Source organism: Mangrovimonas sp. sgz306409 (assembly GCF_059735265.1).
This window is the reverse complement of the sequence record NZ_JCAPEU010000001.1, coordinates 113467-130439: the sequence shown is the minus strand read 5'-3', so window position 1 is coordinate 130439 and position 16973 is coordinate 113467. Positions and strand designations below refer to the sequence as shown.

At 37.7% G+C, this 16973-nt stretch carries 14 protein-coding genes; 6 read left to right on the top strand and 8 right to left on the bottom strand.

Features of this window, described 5'->3' with window-relative positions; translation table 11 throughout:
• Positions 1 to 3: 3 nt before the first annotated feature.
• Together AC6I5C_RS00625 and mutY are read right to left on the bottom strand one after the other, a co-directional pair.
• Positions 4 to 441 (bottom strand): single-stranded DNA-binding protein, encoded by a 438-nt coding sequence (locus AC6I5C_RS00625; RefSeq protein ID WP_053976875.1) that lies wholly within the window; start codon positions 439 to 441, stop codon positions 4 to 6.
• 77 nt (positions 442 to 518) lie between these two features.
• A complete protein-coding gene (mutY, locus tag AC6I5C_RS00620) occupies positions 519 to 1565 on the bottom strand; it encodes an A/G-specific adenine glycosylase (protein WP_497903458.1) in 1047 nt (348 codons plus the stop codon).
• Positions 1566 to 1698: 133 nt separating this feature from the next.
• Here mutY and AC6I5C_RS00615 point away from each other — a divergent pair, with 133 nt between their 5' ends.
• Both AC6I5C_RS00615 and AC6I5C_RS00610 read left to right on the top strand, forming a co-directional pair.
• Complete coding sequence (locus AC6I5C_RS00615) at positions 1699 to 1989, top strand: HU family DNA-binding protein (RefSeq protein WP_053976877.1); 291 nt, start codon at positions 1699 to 1701, stop codon at positions 1987 to 1989.
• Between the two features lie 314 nt (positions 1990 to 2303).
• A complete protein-coding gene (locus AC6I5C_RS00610) occupies positions 2304 to 3845 on the top strand; it encodes an Rne/Rng family ribonuclease (protein WP_076662915.1) in 1542 nt (513 codons plus the stop codon).
• Positions 3846 to 3909: 64 nt separating this feature from the next.
• Here AC6I5C_RS00610 and AC6I5C_RS00605 read toward each other — a convergent pair whose 3' ends face one another.
• From AC6I5C_RS00605 to AC6I5C_RS00595, 3 genes are all read right to left on the bottom strand, one after another.
• Positions 3910 to 4950: an aldo/keto reductase gene (locus AC6I5C_RS00605; RefSeq protein ID WP_497903457.1), complete on the bottom strand. Its 1041-nt coding sequence runs from the start codon at positions 4948 to 4950 to the stop codon at positions 3910 to 3912.
• Positions 4951 to 5053: 103 nt separating this feature from the next.
• Positions 5054 to 6013: an OmpA/MotB family protein gene (locus tag AC6I5C_RS00600; protein WP_497903456.1), complete on the bottom strand. Its 960-nt coding sequence runs from the start codon at positions 6011 to 6013 to the stop codon at positions 5054 to 5056.
• Positions 6014 to 6055: 42 nt separating this feature from the next.
• Positions 6056 to 6817 carry an exodeoxyribonuclease III gene (locus tag AC6I5C_RS00595; RefSeq protein WP_497903455.1) on the bottom strand — a complete coding sequence of 254 codons (762 nt, stop codon included), beginning with the start codon at positions 6815 to 6817 and terminating at the stop codon, positions 6056 to 6058.
• A gap of 245 nt (positions 6818 to 7062) precedes the next feature.
• Between AC6I5C_RS00595 and AC6I5C_RS00590 the strand changes: the two genes are divergently transcribed.
• Positions 7063 to 10473, top strand: coding sequence for a DUF8818 domain-containing protein (locus tag AC6I5C_RS00590; RefSeq protein WP_497903454.1), 3411 nt, complete (start codon positions 7063 to 7065; stop codon positions 10471 to 10473).
• 77 nt (positions 10474 to 10550) lie between these two features.
• On the top strand, positions 10551 to 11150 hold the full coding sequence (locus AC6I5C_RS00585) for a DUF3575 domain-containing protein (RefSeq protein WP_497903453.1): 600 nt from the start codon (positions 10551 to 10553) through the stop codon (positions 11148 to 11150).
• A 74-nt stretch (positions 11151 to 11224) separates the two neighbouring features.
• Here the strand turns inward: AC6I5C_RS00585 and AC6I5C_RS00580 are convergent, their stop codons facing one another.
• Both AC6I5C_RS00580 and AC6I5C_RS00575 read right to left on the bottom strand, forming a co-directional pair.
• Positions 11225 to 12766, bottom strand: coding sequence for a glycine--tRNA ligase (locus tag AC6I5C_RS00580; protein ID WP_053992706.1), 1542 nt, complete (start codon positions 12764 to 12766; stop codon positions 11225 to 11227).
• Between the two features lie 60 nt (positions 12767 to 12826).
• Complete coding sequence (locus AC6I5C_RS00575) at positions 12827 to 13711, bottom strand: DUF8428 domain-containing protein (protein ID WP_497903452.1); 885 nt, start codon at positions 13709 to 13711, stop codon at positions 12827 to 12829.
• 72 nt (positions 13712 to 13783) lie between these two features.
• On the opposite strand from AC6I5C_RS00575, the gene AC6I5C_RS00570 reads away from it, so the two are divergent.
• Together AC6I5C_RS00570 and AC6I5C_RS00565 are read left to right on the top strand one after the other, a co-directional pair.
• Positions 13784 to 14461: a ComF family protein gene (locus AC6I5C_RS00570; protein WP_497903451.1), complete on the top strand. Its 678-nt coding sequence runs from the start codon at positions 13784 to 13786 to the stop codon at positions 14459 to 14461.
• Positions 14462 to 14560: 99 nt separating this feature from the next.
• Positions 14561 to 16171, top strand: coding sequence for an Ig-like domain-containing domain (locus tag AC6I5C_RS00565; RefSeq protein WP_497903450.1), 1611 nt, complete (start codon positions 14561 to 14563; stop codon positions 16169 to 16171).
• On the opposite strand, the gene AC6I5C_RS00560 is transcribed toward AC6I5C_RS00565, so the two are convergent.
• Entirely contained in the window at positions 16160 to 16939 is a 780-nt protein-coding gene (locus tag AC6I5C_RS00560) for an amidohydrolase (RefSeq protein ID WP_497903449.1), read from the bottom strand. The genes AC6I5C_RS00565 and AC6I5C_RS00560 overlap by 12 nt on opposite strands.
• Positions 16940 to 16973 lie beyond the last annotated feature (34 nt).

The following is a 16973-nucleotide window of genomic DNA, read 5'->3' as shown; positions in this document are numbered from 1 at the left end:
AAATTAAAATGGAAGATCGTCATTGTCATCCATTGTATCTGGAGCCATTGGCTGTGCTTGTGGCATTTGCGGTTGCTGGCTTGATCCCGAATTCTGGGATTCGCCTTTTGTGGTTAGAAATGTAAAGTCGGTACAGTGTATTTCCGTAGAATAGCGGTCCATACCTTTTTCATCTTGCCATTTTCTGGTCTTGATGCGGCCTTCCACATAAATTCGGTCACCTTTGGTTAGGTATTTTTCGCAAATCTCTGCGGCTTTGTTTCTTACCACAATATTGTGCCACTCGGTATTGGTGATACGTTCGTTGGTTTGTCTGTTGGTGTATGTCTCATTGGTTGCCAAAGGGAAGCGGCCCACACAATTGCCTCCTTCAAAATAATGTAGTTTTACTTCATCTCCCAAATGCCCAATAAGCATCACTTTATTTAAGGTTCCAGACATATAATTTGTGTGTTTGTATTAGCAAAATTAACCATTTTTCAATGACTTTCTTAAAAGTAAGAAAAATTTGTGAGTCTTTATAACGGGAATCGAAATTCATCCAAAAAGTTGCCAATCAGTATTGGTGCGGGTAACTCTTTCAGCTTCGAAATTGGGAGGCCTTTTTCAGGTAATTGGTCTATTTCAATAATCCAAAACTTGGTGTGTAAATGTTGGTGCGATAATTTATGCACAATCGTGTCCTTATTATATAAGGAGAATTCAAAATCCAATTCCTTGAAATAATCCTGAATTAATGGATATGTTTTAAAGCTCGATGATTTTAATGGCTGCTCGGTTTCAATTAAAGGAAATTGATAAAGGTTTTGCCAAATCCCTTTTCCTGTACGTTTTTTAAAAATGGTTTCCCCTTTAGAAGATATCAATACCAGGAAGTTGAAATGTTTTTTGGTGACCTTTACTTTTTTCAACTTTACTGGAAGTTCGGTAACCGTTTTGGTTTGAAGTGCCACACAGCTTTCCTGCAGGACGCATTGGCCACAATCTGGATTGTTGGGTTTGCATTGCATGGCTCCAAATTCCATGATGGCTTGATTATAGTCGGAGGGATTGTGGCTGTCAAGTAGCGAGGTTGCCAATTCTTTAAATTCCTTGATGCCTTTTGTACTATTAATAGGAGTGTGGATGCCAAAGTGTCTAGCGAGTACTCTATATACATTTCCGTCTACCACGGCAGCAGGTTCGTTAAAGCAAATGGAGGCGATGGCGCTGGCGGTATAATCGCCTACACCTTTTAATTGTAGCAGGCCTTTATAGTTGTTAGGGAATATACCTTGCAAGTCGTTGGCAATATATTGAGCTGTAAAATGAAGATTCCTAGCTCTTGAGTAGTACCCCAGACCTTGCCACAGTTTTAAAACGTCCTGTTCGTTGGCGTTTGCAAGCTCGAATACGGTGGGGAATTCCTTAACGAAAGCTTCATAATAGGGTAATCCTTGTTTGATTTGAGTTTGTTGTAAAATAATTTCGGAGAGCCAAATGTGATATGGGTTTTTTGTTTTTCGCCATGGAAGGCTTCGTTTATTTATTGAGTACCAGTGAGTTAATTTCTCCTTAAAATTCATTTCAAATTTTTAATTTTTGCGAAAATAATCCTTTATAAGCTTAAATTTTAATTAATTAGGTTTGAAATATTGAAATTAAAATTCCTATATTTGCATCCCTTAATAATTAATAATAACCCTAAAATTAAATACGATGACAAAAGCTGATATAGTAGCGAAGATTTCCGATAAATTAGGAATGGAAAAAGGCGACGTGCAAGCAACAGTAGAAACTTTCATGGAAGAAGTAAAGGCTTCTTTAGAGAATGGAGACAATGTTTATCTGAGAGGATTTGGAAGTTTCATCATCAAAACTAGAGCAGAAAAAACAGGAAGAAATATTTCTAAAAATACAACTATCAAAATTCCTGCTCACAATATCCCAGCGTTCAAACCTGCAAAAGTATTTGTAGAAGGCGTAAAAACAAACGTAGAAGTTAACTAACTTTTTAACCTAAATATTAATTTTTAAAATACAATTTTATGCCAAGTGGTAAAAAGAGAAAGAGACACAAGGTAGCAACGCACAAGCGTAAAAAAAGAAGACGCGCTAACCGTCACAAAAAGAAATAAAATGAAAAAGTAGTTTTTTAACTACTTTTTCATTTTTTAATGTAACGTTCTTTGATATTTAGTTCATGCCCATTTTGCTAGTACTTTGGCTTGCATGGACTTAACGGAAAATACTTTCTGTGTCAAAAATTAAAAGTATAATCCATCTGCCTCCAAAGCTTTTTGGGGTGGATATAAATTTACAGTATGGATAAAGAATTGATTATTAGATCAGGTTCCGATATTGTTGATTTTGCCTTATTAAAAGATGGAAAACTTATTGAATTACATAAAGATGAAGAGGATAACAACTTTTCGGTTGGTGATGTGTTTATAGCCAAAATTAGAAAAGCTGTTCCGGGCCTAAATGCCGCATTCGTGAATGTGGGTTATGAAAAAGATGCCTTTTTGCACTATCATGATTTAGGGCCAAAGTTACCTTCACTTTTAAAATTCGTAAAACGTGTAAGCACAGGAAAAAACACCGATTTTTTACTCAAAAATTTTCAGTTTGAAAAGGATATCGATAAGGATGGCAGCATTTCAAATGTATTAAAAGCCAACCAATCCATCTTGGTTCAAATTGTAAAGGAGCCTATTTCCACTAAGGGTCCTCGCATCAGTTCAGAATTGTCTATTGCAGGGCGCTATTTGGTGTTGGTGCCGTTTTCAGATCGCATTTCAATTTCTCAAAAAATTGAATCCAAAGAGGAAAAGGACCGTTTGAAACGCTTGGTAAAAAGCATTACGCCAAAAGGATTTGGAGTAATCGTACGTACCGTAGCCGAAGACAAAAAGGTTGCCGAATTGGACAAGGATCTGCAAAACTTGCTAAACAGGTGGACGGCCATGTGTAAAAAATTGAACAGAGCACATCATCCAAGTAAAGTGCTTGGAGAAATGAACAAAGCATCCTCTATTTTAAGGGATATTTTTAACGATTCATTCTCTAGCATTATCGTAGATGATGAGGCTATGTACGGTCAAATTAAAGATTATGTGCAAGAAATTGCACCTAACAAAGAGTCTATTGTAAAGTTGTATAAAAATGGCGTGCCAATCTTTGAAAAGTATGGTATCGAGCGCCAAATTAAAACATCTTTCGGACGCACAGTATCTATGGCCAAGGGCGCTTATTTGGTAATTGAACACACCGAAGCCCTTCACGTTATAGATGTTAACAGTGGTAATCGCTCCAACAAAGAAAAAAATCAAGAGGACACTGCTTTAGAAGTCAATTTAATATCAGCATCAGAAATAGCCCGACAGCTGCGCTTGCGCGATATGGGTGGGATCATCGTAGTGGATTTCATTGACATGGGGAAAGCAGAGAACCGTAAAAAACTTTATAATCATCTTCGCGATGAAATGCAGGATGATAAAGCAAAACATAAAATATTGCCTCCTAGTAAGTTTGGGCTCGTGCAAATTACCAGACAACGAGTACGTCCAGAGCGCAATATTGAAACCAAGGAAGAAAATCCTAATGGTGCTGGAGACGAAATAGAAGCACCAATTAAAATTGTGCAAAAGATTACCCAAGACATGGAACGTATTTTCAAAAAAGACTACAAAAAGGTGACCCTAAACACACATCCTTTTATAGCAGCCTTTTTAACCAAAGGTTTTCCTTCAATACGTTCTAAATGGTTTTTAGAACATAAAAAATGGGTAAAAGTTTTACCCAGAGATGCTTACACGTATCTTGAATATCATTTTTATGATAAAAATGGTAAGGAAATCAAATAATATCAAAAAATTAACCCCTTTCAAACAGTTTTGGAAGGGGTTTTTTGTTTTAATGATGTTATGTTTAAGTAGCAGGATTTGGCATTGCTGTATGTACGTCATTGATAGCTTTTAAAAGATCATCAATTAAGTTTACATGAATGCTCTCGATATTTTCTTCAAGCTGTTCTAGGCTGGTAGCGCCTATAATATTACTGGTTACAAAAGGTTGTTGGGTTACAAAAGCCAAAGACATTTGGGCCAATGTCATATTGTTGTCTTCAGCAATTTCTAGGTAGCGTTTGGTCGCTTCAGTACATTGAGCACTACTGTATCTAGAGAATCTAGGGAATAGTTTTAATCTAGCATTGTCTGCAGCCGTACCTTTGATATACTTTCCAGACAACACTCCAAAAGCCATTGGTGAATAGGCCAATAAGCCAATATTTTCCCGCATGGAGATTTCTGCCAAATCGCCTTCAAAAGTTCTGTTTAAAAGAGAGTAGGCATTTTGAATGGTTTTCATTCTAGGTAAGCTGTTCTTTTTGGATTCTTCCAAAAAACGCATGGTTCCCCAAGCCTTTTCATTGCTTAAACCAATATGCCGAATTTTTCCAGCTTTAATTTGAAGATCTAATTTATGAAGTACTTCCTTAAAGTTGTCTTCCCATGCATCATTGGGATTGTGTTTGTAATCACGAGTTCCAAAGGTGTTCGTCTCACGTTCCGGCCAGTGAATTTGATACAGGTCTATATAATCCGTTTGAAGACGTTTTAACTCGTTGTTTACGGCTTCTTCAATGGAATCTCCTTGAAGTCCTGTAGTTCTAATATGGGCTGTATAATCACTAGGGCGCCCAACAATTTTACTTGCGATAATCACTTTGTCGCGATTTCCCCGTTCCTTTAACCAGTTGCCGATAATCGTACTGGTCGATCCTTGTGTTTCAGGGCTTGCAGGAACAGGATACATTTCGGCAGTGTCAAAGAAATTGATGCCTTTATCCAAAGCCATGTCCATTTGGGCAAAACCTTCTTCTTGGGTGTTTTGGTTGCCCCAAGTCATGGTGCCCAAACAAATTTTACTAACTTTTATATCGGTATGAGGTAAAGTGGTGTATATCATTGTATGTTGCTGTTTTGTATTCGAAAAATAGAAGGTTAAAGATAAAAAAAACCTTTCCGCGCTAAGCATGGAAAGGTTTTAAAACTATGTTAATGTTATTGGTTTATATATCCTCCAACAGTTTCGATATTTCGTCCAATTTAGGTGTTAGAATCACTTCAATACGTCTGTTCTTTGCTCTCCCTTCTGCAGAATCATTGGAAGCAATTGGAGCAAATTCTCCACGTCCAGCAGCCGTCAAGTTTTCAGGATTGATGGAAGGGTTTTCTCTTAAAATGTTTACAATGGCTGTAGCACGTTTGGTTGACAAATCCCAGTTTCCGCTTAATTGACCATTGCCTTGGTAAGGCACGTCATCTGTATGGCCTTCAATTAAAATAGCAATATCTGGATTTTCCGCCAATACGCTACCCAACTGCTGAACGGCCTCTTTACCATTGGCACCTACAGCCCAGCTTCCAGATTGGAATAACAATTTATTCTCCATAGAAATGTAAACTTTTCCACCACGTTGCTCAACGGTTAATCCTTTGCCTTCAAAGTTGGTCAAGGCTTTGGAAATGGCATCCTTAAGTTGTCCCATGGCTGCATCTTTGGAAGCAATCACACGCTCCAATTCTGCCACACGTTGTGAGCGGGATTCTAATTCTTGTTTTAGTTTTTCCAAACGGGCATTTTCATTGGCCAAAGCTTGTTCTTTGGCTTCCAATTGCGCTAGGAGCTCTCGGTTTTTCTGTGCGTTCTTTGCAATTTCCGAAGAACTGTTTTTCTCAAGGGCGTCGTAAGACGACTTCAAGTTGGATAAGTTGGCTTTGGTAGCTTCGTAGTCACTTTTTAAGGCGTCACGCTGTGCCACAGCAGCATCATATTCTTTTTGTAATCTGTCAAGATCGTTTTTGGTCTTGTTCAAGTTTTCCGAAAGGCTGCTTTTTTGGTCAGCCAAATCGCGATTCTCCTTTTTCAATTCGGCATATTTGTCTTCCAAATCGGTGTAGATTTTTTTGGAAACACAGGAAGTGGCCAACATAAGTGAAAGGGCAACAACTGAAATTTTTTTAAGCATACGGGATAAATTTTTAAATGTTGTTTAGTAATAAAATTTGGTTTAAGCTTCTATTTCCAATAGAATTGGACAGTGGTCGCTATGAACTGCTTCTGACAGGATAACGCTTCTTTTGATTTTTTCTTGTAAAGGCTCGGTTACCATGCTGTAGTCCAAACGCCAGCCCTTATTATTGGCTCTGGAATTGGCTCTATAGCTCCACCAAGTGTATTCTTGTTTTTCTGGGTGCAAATGTCTGAAGGCATCTATAAATCCGCTATCGATAAACTGTCCCAACCATTCGCGTTCTTCAGGTAAAAAACCAGAAACTCCCTTCATTTTAGGATTGTGGATATCAATTTCCTCATGACAAATATTGTAATCGCCACACACAATTAGGTTTGGGTGGCTTTCACGCAGGTTGTCTAAATATTCATGAATCATGTTCATATATTCAAATTTGTGGGCCAACCTATCGTCATTGGTTCCTGAAGGTAAATACATGCTCATTACAGAAACCCCATTAAAGTCAGCTCTTAGGTTGCGACCTTCAAAATCCATGGACTCAATTCCCGTGCCATACTCTACATGATCAGGTTCAATTTTACTTAGAATGGCAACGCCACTATAGCCTTTTTTTTGTGCGCTGAACCAATAGTTGTGGGTATAGCCCGCTTCGGTAAAAAGTTCGAGGTCCAATTGGCTTTCCATAGCCTTTATTTCTTGAAGACAGATAACATCGGGATTTGCACTTTTGAGCCAGTCCATAAATCCTTTGTTAATAGCTGCCCTGATGCCATTGACATTGTAAGAAATGATTTTCATATATGATTGTAAATTAAATAGAATGCTGCCATTTGTTCTGTTTTGTACAGATGCGATTTAAGAAACGGCAAATTTCAGCTAAAATAAATAATACAGTACTTTTACGCCATTATTTTATGGAGCTTTTAACGATAAAATAATTTTTATCTTATGAAGTTTTAGTATCAGATGAAATACTACAGTCTTAAAGGTGATATGTAAGACCAAAGTTTGACATCTGCTGAAAAGGAAGTTTAAATCCCGTAATGAGAATACCGCTAAGTGTAATAAGTTTGTTCCTGTCGTTTTGTGCATTTGCGCAGGAACTTCCGTCAGATTACAGGACTAAAAAGTTGGCAGTTCGTGATACCGTTCAAATTGATACCGTGAGTATTAATTCCAGTAGATTTTTGGTGAAAACAAAACAGAACACTCCTGTAGATTCGTCCTTTTATTCCATCGATTTTTCAAAAGCCTTATTGGTATTTAAGAAGCCAGTTGAAACGGATACTATTGTTGTAGACTATTTGAGGTTCCCTGATTTTATGACACGGCGTTATTTTCAATTGGATGACAAAATCATCGTTGAAGATACTAAAGATATGCAGCGCTTGTACAAACTGCAGCAGTCTACTGTGGAGAAAACATTTACGCCTTTTGAAGGATTGTCTACTTCAGGGAGTATTTCTCGTGGAGTAACGATTGGGAACAATCAGAATTCTGTATTGAATAGTGAATTGGATTTGCAGATTTCTGGAAAATTGAGTGATAAAGTATCGCTTAGGGCATCTATTCAAGATGCCAATATTCCTCTGCAGGAAAGTGGCTATTCCCAACGTTTGGATGAATTTGATCAGGTGTTTATTGAATTGATGAGCGACCGATGGAACATCAGGGCGGGAGATATCGATTTGGGAACCACCAATACCTATTTTGGAAATTTTAGTAAGCGGGTTCAAGGCTTGTTGGTAAATGCCAATTTGGAGCACCCCAACTCAAAAACAAACCTATTTGCTTCTGGAGCTTTGGTGAGAGGGCAGTTTACCACGAGTAAATTTACGGCAGAAGAAGGAAATCAAGGGCCTTATAAATTGCGAGGGCCCAATAATGAGTTGTTTGTGTTGATAGTGTCAGGGAGTGAAACGGTTTATGTAAATGGAGTTCCTGTGGAGCGGGGAGAAAACAAGGATTATATCATAGATTATAATGCTGGAGAGATTATTTTCAATTCTACCTATCCAATTACTTCGGAAATGCGGATCACGGTCGATTATCAATTCAGTGAACGCAATTATTCCAGGTTTATAGTGTTCGGTGGTGCCGCTCACGAAACCGAAAAACTCAAAATTGGTGCTTCAGTCTATTCCGAAGTGGATGCGAAAAATCAACCTTTGCAGCAAAATTTGTCCGACGATCAAAAGGAAATTCTATCCAACGCAGGAGACGATAATTCTTTGATGGTAGCACCATCTGCCATTCCAGAAACCTATAGTGAGAACAGAATTCTCTATAGGAAGGAGGTTGTTGACGGAGAAGAAATTTATGTGTTCTCGAGCAATCCTGAGGATGAACTGTACAGCGTAAAGTTTACTTTGGTTGGGAACAATCAAGGCAATTATATTTTGGTAAGTAGCGACGCTATCTCCAATATTTATGAATACGTTGCGCCGATAAATGGCGTCCCACAAGGAAATTATGAGCCTGTTGTAAAACTAATAGCGCCCACCAAATTACAATTGGCGGTGGTAAATGCGTCCTATCAGCCTACGGATAAAACCGATATTTATTTTGAAGTAGCTGGGAGCAAAAATGATGAAAACCTATTTTCTACTTTGGACGATGGTAATAATGATGGTTTTGCGGCGAAGTTGAAAGTGAAACAGGCTTTGGTGAAAACAGATAGTCTGTGGAACTTAAATGTGTTTGTGGATGGGGATATCATCCAAAAGAATTTTAAGACCATTCAGCGGTTGTACTACGCTGAATTTAATAGAGACTGGAATTTGGAAGATCCTTTGGGAAATCAAAGTCTATTGACTGTCGGTGTGGAATTGTTGCACTCTAAAAAAGGGATGGCCAATTATAGGTTTGAACATCTCAACTTCTCTGAAAACTTTAATGGCAATAAGCATAATGTTTTTGCCAACTTGTATTTGAATAAGTGGAATATTTATTCAAATTCTAGCTTTTTAGATAATAGAAGTAGCTTGACGACATCTACGTTCTTAAGAAGTTTTAACCGTGTTATCTATAGTTTTAAAAAGCAATGGGTGGGAGCTAAATTCGCCATGGAAGATAATGAGCAGCGGGAACGTGCTACGGATGAGCTTACTAATTTGAGTCAGCGTTTTAAAGCTTATGAAGTTTTTACTGGAGTTGGGGACAGTACAGGAGTGTTTGTGGAGTTGGGCTATAAACATCGTGTCAATGATAGTCTAAGAGATGACAGTATTACAAAAGTGAGCCACTCCAATACTTACTATTTTAAATCTAAGCTCATCCAAAATACCAATACCAACCTTGGGGTGTATGTTAATTATCGAAATTTGAAGTCGGCTAATGCTGAGGTTGAAGATGAACAATCTTTAAATTCAAGGGTGGTGTTGAATCAAAAGTTATTCAACCAAATGGTGCTATGGAATACCATTTATGAAACCAATTCGGGGACTTTGCCTCAACAAGACTTTACCTATGTAGAAGTGGAGCCAGGGCAAGGAAGTTACAAGTGGATTGATTATAACGACAATGGGGTGCAGGAACTCAACGAATTTGAAATAGCCCAGTTTCAGGATGAAGGTGAATTCATCAGGGTGTTGTTGCCAAACCAAGTATTTGTAAAGACTCATCAAAACAGATTGAGCCAGACCTTGACCTTAAATCCTACGCAATGGTCTGTTGAGGAGAAGGGAACAAAGAAGTTTCTGTCTCATTTCTACAATCAGACTTCCTTTTTAATAGACAGCAAAAACAGAAGGGAAGGCGGTGAGTTCAATTTAAATCCCCTTGTAATGGAAGAGGATGATCTTTTGGCCTTGAGCCAAAGTATCAGGAATGTATTGTTTTTTAATCGTGGCAAGCAGCTTTATACGACTTCGTACACGTTTTTAAGTAATCGCAATAGGACGGTGCTGTCTATTGGTTTTCAAGAGAATAAATTGAAAAGCCATCAGCTCAACTTTAACCATAAGTTTGCCAAGAGTTGGTTGTTTAACTTTCAGAATAGTGTGGGGACCAATGAAAGTTTAAGTGAAAATTATGCTAGTAGAAATTATAAAATTGAAGAGGTAAGGTGTCATCCAAAACTATCCTATTTATTTAATGAAAATGCTCGATTTGATGTGTTTTATCAATACACGACCAAAGAAAATATAATTGGAGGTTTGGAAACATTGTCGCAGAACAATTACGGGCTGTCATTTACATATAACAAGGCCCAAAAGGTGTCCTTGACGGGAGAGTTGAATATGTTTCAAAATACTTTTGAAGGAAATTTGAATACACCGGTATCATATCAAATTTTGGAAGGCTTGCAGCCTGGGAAAAACTTTACTTGGACGCTTTTGGCGCAAAAGAAGCTGACCAAATTTTTAGACCTTAATCTCAATTATTTTGGACGTAAAACCGAAACTTCCAAAACCATTCATACGGGGACGGTTCAATTGAAAGCATATTTTTAGAGATAAAGTAAAATTCTTACGCAACCTTTTTGTAGATTTCACATCTAAATTTAGATAACCAATCAATCCTTAATTCTATGAAACATTTTAAAAAAATGACCTTTGCAAAAGTGCTGACGTTTTGTGCCTTTGTATTGTTTTCTTCTGTGGTTATGGCTCAGGATGATGCAGATGGGCCTGAAAGGATGGAGCTAAAAGCCAATGCCTTCAATCTCATTATCTTTAAAACGGTAGATATTTCGTTTGAATATTTAATCGATTCGGAATCTTCGGTTGGGATCTCCGCACTTTTTAATTTAAACGATTCTCAAGATGTTGATTATGATGAGCCTAATTATAATGAAAAGTTTGCCTTAACGCCTTACTATCGTCGTTATTTTTCAAGTAGATATGCCTGGGGATTCTTTTTGGAAGCTTTTGGTATGTACAATATCCAAGAAGACAACTATTGGGAATATACATACGATTCAGTTAATGATGTCTATAATGAAAGATATTATGAAGATACTTCTAGTAATGTGGCCTTTGGGATGTCTGTTGGAGCTAAGTTTGTAAGCAGCAAAGGATTTTTGTTTGAGTTTTATGGAGGTGTGGGAAGAAATATTTTTTCTTCAAATGATGATATTGGAACAGAATTGGTGCCTCGTTTTGGGGCGACTTTTGGATATAGATTTTAATTATCTATTTTAAAATGCATAAAAAAATCCCAACCATTTGGTTGGGATTTTTTATTCTATAAGAGAGATGAAATTTACATCTTCATCAACCAATTTTTAACATCAACCTCTTGTTTGATGAGATCTCTTAATTCCTCAATTTTCACGCGCTTTTGCTCCATAGTATCTCTGTGACGGATGGTAACCGTTTGGTCTTCCAAGGTGTCGTGATCTACAGTAATACAAAATGGTGTTCCTAGGGCGTCCTGTCTTCTATAGCGTCTTCCAACGGCATCCTTTTCATCGTATACCACATTGAAATCCCATTTCAAGTCTTCTACAATCTGTCTTGCAACTTCAGGTAAACCGTCTTTCTTCACCAGTGGCAAAATAGCCGCTTTCGTAGGTGCTAAAACCGCAGGTAATTTCAATACTGTTCTAGTAGTATTGTTTTCTAATTCTTCTTCTTCCAAGGCATTTGAGAACACGGCCAAGAACATACGGTCCAAACCAATGGAGGTTTCCAATACATAAGGTGTGTAGCTGGCGTTTTCTTCAGGATCGAAATATTGAAGTTTTTTACCAGAAAACTCTTCGTGCTGTTTCAAGTCGAAATCCGTGCGGGAATGAATCCCTTCCAATTCCTTAAATCCGAATGGGAACTTGAATTCTATATCGGTAGCAGCATCGGCATAATGCGCTAATTTTTCGTGATCATGGTAACGGTAGTTATCCGCTCCAAGGCCTAAGGACAAATGCCATTTCAAACGCGCTTCTTTCCAGTGGTCGAACCATTCTTTTTGAGTGCCCGGTTTGATGAAAAATTGCATTTCCATTTGTTCAAACTCACGCATTCTGAAGATGAACTGTCTTGCTACGATTTCATTTCTAAACGCTTTTCCTGTTTGCGCAATTCCGAAAGGAATCTTCATGCGGCCCGTTTTTTGAACGTTTAGGAAGTTAACGAAAATACCTTGTGCCGTTTCTGGGCGCAAGTACAAATCCATCGCGTTTTCTGCCGAAGCACCAAGCTTGGTCCCGAACATAAGGTTGAATTGCTTCACATCGGTCCAGTTTTTGGAACCTGTTAGTGGATCTGCAATTTCCAATTCTTCAATCAGTGCTTTAACATCTGCCAAATCTTCGTTTTCCAAAGATTTTGCCATGCGTGACAATATGCTGTTGATTTTCTCTTGGTACCCTAAAACTCTAGCGTTGGTAGAGACAAATTCTTCTTTGTTGAAAGCTTCTCCAAAACGCTTTGCAGCCTTGGCCACTTCCTTGTCGATTTTAGCCTCTATTTTAGCGCAATAGTCTTCAATTAAAACATCGGCTCTGTATCGTTTTTTGGAATCTTTATTATCTATCAATGGATCGTTAAAGGCATCTACGTGCCCAGACGCTTTCCAGGTTGTCGGGTGCATAAAAATTGCGGCATCGATACCTACAATGTTTTCATGCATCTGTACCATAGCTTTCCACCAATAGTCGCGTATGTTTTTCTTTAGTTCAGCACCATTTTGTGCGTAGTCGTAAACAGCACTCAATCCGTCATATATTTCACTGCTTTGAAATATATATCCGTACTCCTTTGCGTGCGATATTACTTTTTTAAATTGATCGTCTTGATTTGCCATGCTGCAAAAATAAAAAACCGCTCTGATTATGGGAGCGGTTTTTTAAAATATATTTAAGGATTATTGTAACGTAACTTGGGTGGCTCCCAGTTTTCTGTCTTTGTGAAAGACATTTACAAAATAGGTGCCTTTTGAAAGTGGTTTTTCATTATTGTTGGGTTCAATATCGACGGTAATGTCCATAACGTCACCGTGATAGTTGACGGTTTTTTTGGTGCTGTAAATTAATGAGGAATCTCCAAAGAAGGTCGAGCCTTTATCAGCCAACACATTGTTTTGAGGGTTCACAATTTGAATGTACAGTTCCTTTTCACCTTCTTCGGCCAGTGCATTTTCAGCTAGAGTGAAGTTTACTTCTATACGGTCTGCCTTTGTTGCTTTTTTAGTCTCTTTGTTTCTACCTAAAAAGCTTTTGTAGGCTTTGGCTTCAAAAGAGTTGGCGGTTAGCAGGGAACCTTTTTTAATGTGTTCACTCAAAATTTTATTTTCCTTCTTCAGGCTGTTGTTGGTACTGCGCTCTTTCTTTAGCTCATTATAAGCTAACAACTTTTCACGCTGCAGTAACAAATTGGCATCCTTAAGAGAATCGATGGCCCTGAACAGGTGATCGTTTCTGGTTTTTAACAGGGTAACCTGGTGTTTGAATTTAGAGATGACAGATAGGTCGCTGCGAAGGACTCGAAGAGAATCTAAGGTAAGTTCTGCATTTCTTTTAGCCTCTTTTATCTGAGAGGACATTAAATTATTGGACCCTATAATGTCGTCGTATCTCAAGATCATTTGAGATAGTTCGTTTTCCATTAAGTGTTTTTCACTCTCTAAAAATTGCTCGTTAGCTCTAATGGATTGGTGACTTGTAAAACTGTAAACAGTTAAAACAGCTAAAGCAATAATTAATGAACCAATAATTAATCTGTAGTTAAAAAATTGAGGGTTAACTATCATTATTAATTCGCTATTTATCGCTTCCAAAATATAGTTTAATGTTAAGATTATATTATTTTTATCGATGAAGTGATGAAAAATTTGTTAAACTTATTCTTTCCGAAGGTTTGTATGGGTTGTAGTGACCATTTGGGTGATAATGAAGCCTGTATTTGTTTGGAATGTCGGCATCAGTTACCTCTTACAAATTTTCATTTCAATGGAGATGAGCGTGTTAAAAATGTGCTCTATGGAAGAGTGCCTTTGCAACAAGCAACCTCTTTACTGTATTTCTCCAAAAAAGGCATTGTTCAGCAAATATTACATAACTTAAAATATCGTGGTCAAGAGGAGGTTGGGACGTTTTTAGGAAAATGGCTAGGAGAGGAATTAAAAAGTTTGGAGGCCTATCAAAATATAGACTTGGTTGTGCCTGTCCCCATTCATAAGGCTAAGATGCGAAAACGAGGTTTTAACCAAGTACATAAATTTGGTCAAGAAATAGCAACTGTTTTACAAATACCTTTCAATACAGAAGTTCTACAGAAACAAGCACCTACCAAAACACAGGTATTTAAGGATAGATTGAGACGTTTGGAAACCGATACGTCTACGTTTAAAGTTGTAGACGCACAATCCTTAAAAGGAAAGCATTTGTTATTGGTGGACGATATTATAACTACTGGTGCAACGGTGGAAGCATGTGCCCAAGTATTGTTGAATATTGAAGGGGTATCCTTGAGTTTGGCTACTATGGCCATAACCGATTAGCTAAACACTTTGAGGCTTCCTGTAATCGACAATTTTCAAGAGAGCATACCGTTTGTATACCAAATAAGTTGTTAATTTGCGTAAAAATTAAGCCTTAGGATGTTACAAAAGTGTTTTAAAACGTTAGCGGTATTTACTGTAATTCTTAGTATTGTGGGGTGTGCCAATAGAGGAACGCCAACAGGAGGAGAAAAAGATGTGGATCCACCAAAAATTGTAAAGTCCGTTCCAGAAAATTTTTCTACAAATTTTAAGGCTTCAGAGATTAGAATTTACTTCGATGAGTACATCAAGGTGAAAAACATGCAAAAGCAGTTGATCATTTCACCACCTATGGAGTACCAACCGGATATCACGCCTTTGGGATCTGCCAGTAAGTATATCAAGATTAAAATAAAGGATACGCTTCAGCCCAATACTACCTATGCTTTCAATTTTGGGCAAAGTATTGTGGATAATAATGAAGAGAATCCTTACCCATATTACAAATATGTGTTTTCTACAGGAACCTATATTGATTCGTTGTCGGTTAAAGGTTTGATTTTGGATGCAGAAAATAAAGAGCCAGATACATTTGTGTCTGTGATGCTTTATGAAATGGACTCTACATATACGGATTCTGTAGTCTATAAAAAGAAACCTAAGTATGTCACCAATACACTTGATAGTTTAACCACTTTTAGTTTGGAAAATCTTAAGGAAGGGGAGTATATGATGGTAGCCCTTAATGATAAAAATGGGAACTTTACTTTTGAACCTAAGGTTGATAAAATTGGATTTCATAGAGGTGTTGTAAAAGTTCCAAACGATACTATTTACACGTTAAAACTATTTTCTGAGGAATTGGATTTTAGAGCGATAAAACCAAAGCAGATAGCTGGTGAAAAAATAGCGTTTGGTTATGAGGGGAATGCCAAAAACATGAAAATAGAGTTATTGGAGGAAACACCTTCCGACTATGAAACCAGAATCACCAAAGATGCCAAAGCTGATACCTTGTATTATTGGTACAAACCAAAAATGGAAATGGATTCAGCGAGATTTGTGGTTAGAAATGACAAGTATACAGATACCCTGATTCATAAATATAGAGAGTTGGAAAGAGACAGCTTGGAGGTGAAGCCTCTGAAGTCTGGAACGATATCTTTTAACGAGGATTTTGCCATTGAAGGCACTACGCCTTTTGTGAATATTGATGAACAAAAGATTAAAATTACCGATAAGGATACTTTGGAGGTGGCTTACAAAACAGAATTCGATACCTTAAAAAATATCTATACGTTTAAGTTTGATAAAACAGAATCTAATAGTTACAACATTGAAATGTTGCCAGAGGCCTTAACGGGATTTTTTGGTCATGTTAATGATACCCTAAACTTCAATGTCAAGACCAAAAATTACACCGATTATTCCAACATGCGTGTGACTTTGCAGAATGCCAAGTTTCCGGTGATTGTTCAGTTAACAACCGAAAAGGGCGAGGTGAAATATGAGCAATTCGCTACCGAAAATAGAGTGTTTGACTTTAGGTTTATTGAACCGGTGAATTACTATTTAAGAGTCATTTTTGATACCAACGGCAACCAAAAATGGGATACGGGGAGTTATTTGCAAAAACGTCAACCAGAACGTATCAGTTACTATCCAGAATTGATCAAGGATGCTAGAGCCAATTGGGATCCAATTATCGAGTTTCCGCTATTGGATTAAAAACGTATCTCTATCGTTTAAAAACTTCAGTTTGTTTCTGTAAAAGTTCAGGTGGTTACGCTCTAAAGTAATGATGCCAACATATTCCTTATTTGGTCTAATTGGAGAAATATTGTTGCCCAAAATGTCATAGGCTGTAGAATGGCCGCAATACTCATTATCCTTTTCGTCGACACCAACCCTGTTCACACCCACAGTGTAGCACATGTTTTCAATGGCTCTGGCCTTTAATAAAGTATCCCAGGCTACAATGCGGGGTTTGGGCCAATTGGCAACGTAAATCAGTAGATCGTAATCCTCTTTGTTACGGCTCCAAACAGGAAAGCGCAGGTCGTAGCAAATTAAAGGGCAAATTTTCCAACCACTATAATCTACAATTAGTTTTTCCATCCCTGAGGCATAGACTTTGTCTTCTCCTGCCAAGGAAAAGGTATGGCGTTTATCGTAATGTTCAATTGTTCCATCTGGGTGAACAAACAATAGTCGGTTGTAGATTTTGGAATTGTCTTCAATAATCAGACTTCCCACAATGGCGGCATCCTTTTCCGAAGCCAATTTCTTCATCCAATCTACAGATTTGCCATCCATGGTTTCAGCCTGTTCCTTGGCATTCATGGTAAATCCAGTGGTGAACATTTCCGGTAGTAAAATGAGGTCTACCTTTTGGTTGATGCCTTCGATGGCTTCCTTAAACTGTTTGCGGTTCTGCTTAGGATTTTCCCAGGCGAGTTCCTGTTGAATAAAAGCTACTTTAAGTTGGTCCTGCATACAGTAAATGTAATCATATTACTATAAATCCGCT

Excerpts from the sequence above, each read along its gene's own strand:
- AC6I5C_RS00565 (WP_497903450.1), top strand. The coding sequence starts at position 14,561 with ATGTTACAAAAGTGTTTTAAAACGTTAGCGGTATTTACTGTAATTCTT.
- AC6I5C_RS00575 (WP_497903452.1), bottom strand. The coding sequence starts at position 13,711 with ATGATAGTTAACCCTCAATTTTTTAACTACAGATTAATTATTGGTTCA.
- AC6I5C_RS00600 (WP_497903456.1), bottom strand. The coding sequence starts at position 6,013 with ATGCTTAAAAAAATTTCAGTTGTTGCCCTTTCACTTATGTTGGCCACT.
- AC6I5C_RS00585 (WP_497903453.1), top strand. The coding sequence starts at position 10,551 with ATGAAACATTTTAAAAAAATGACCTTTGCAAAAGTGCTGACGTTTTGT.
- AC6I5C_RS00615 (WP_053976877.1), top strand. The coding sequence starts at position 1,699 with ATGACAAAAGCTGATATAGTAGCGAAGATTTCCGATAAATTAGGAATG.
- AC6I5C_RS00625 (WP_053976875.1), bottom strand. The coding sequence starts at position 441 with ATGTCTGGAACCTTAAATAAAGTGATGCTTATTGGGCATTTGGGAGAT.
- AC6I5C_RS00580 (WP_053992706.1), bottom strand. The coding sequence starts at position 12,766 with ATGGCAAATCAAGACGATCAATTTAAAAAAGTAATATCGCACGCAAAG.
- AC6I5C_RS00590 (WP_497903454.1), top strand. The coding sequence starts at position 7,063 with ATGAGAATACCGCTAAGTGTAATAAGTTTGTTCCTGTCGTTTTGTGCA.
- AC6I5C_RS00610 (WP_076662915.1), top strand. The coding sequence starts at position 2,304 with ATGGATAAAGAATTGATTATTAGATCAGGTTCCGATATTGTTGATTTT.
- AC6I5C_RS00570 (WP_497903451.1), top strand. The coding sequence starts at position 13,784 with ATGAAAAATTTGTTAAACTTATTCTTTCCGAAGGTTTGTATGGGTTGT.
- AC6I5C_RS00605 (WP_497903457.1), bottom strand. The coding sequence starts at position 4,950 with ATGATATACACCACTTTACCTCATACCGATATAAAAGTTAGTAAAATT.
- mutY (WP_497903458.1), bottom strand. The coding sequence starts at position 1,565 with ATGAATTTTAAGGAGAAATTAACTCACTGGTACTCAATAAATAAACGA.
- AC6I5C_RS00595 (WP_497903455.1), bottom strand. The coding sequence starts at position 6,817 with ATGAAAATCATTTCTTACAATGTCAATGGCATCAGGGCAGCTATTAAC.
- AC6I5C_RS00560 (WP_497903449.1), bottom strand. The coding sequence starts at position 16,939 with ATGCAGGACCAACTTAAAGTAGCTTTTATTCAACAGGAACTCGCCTGG.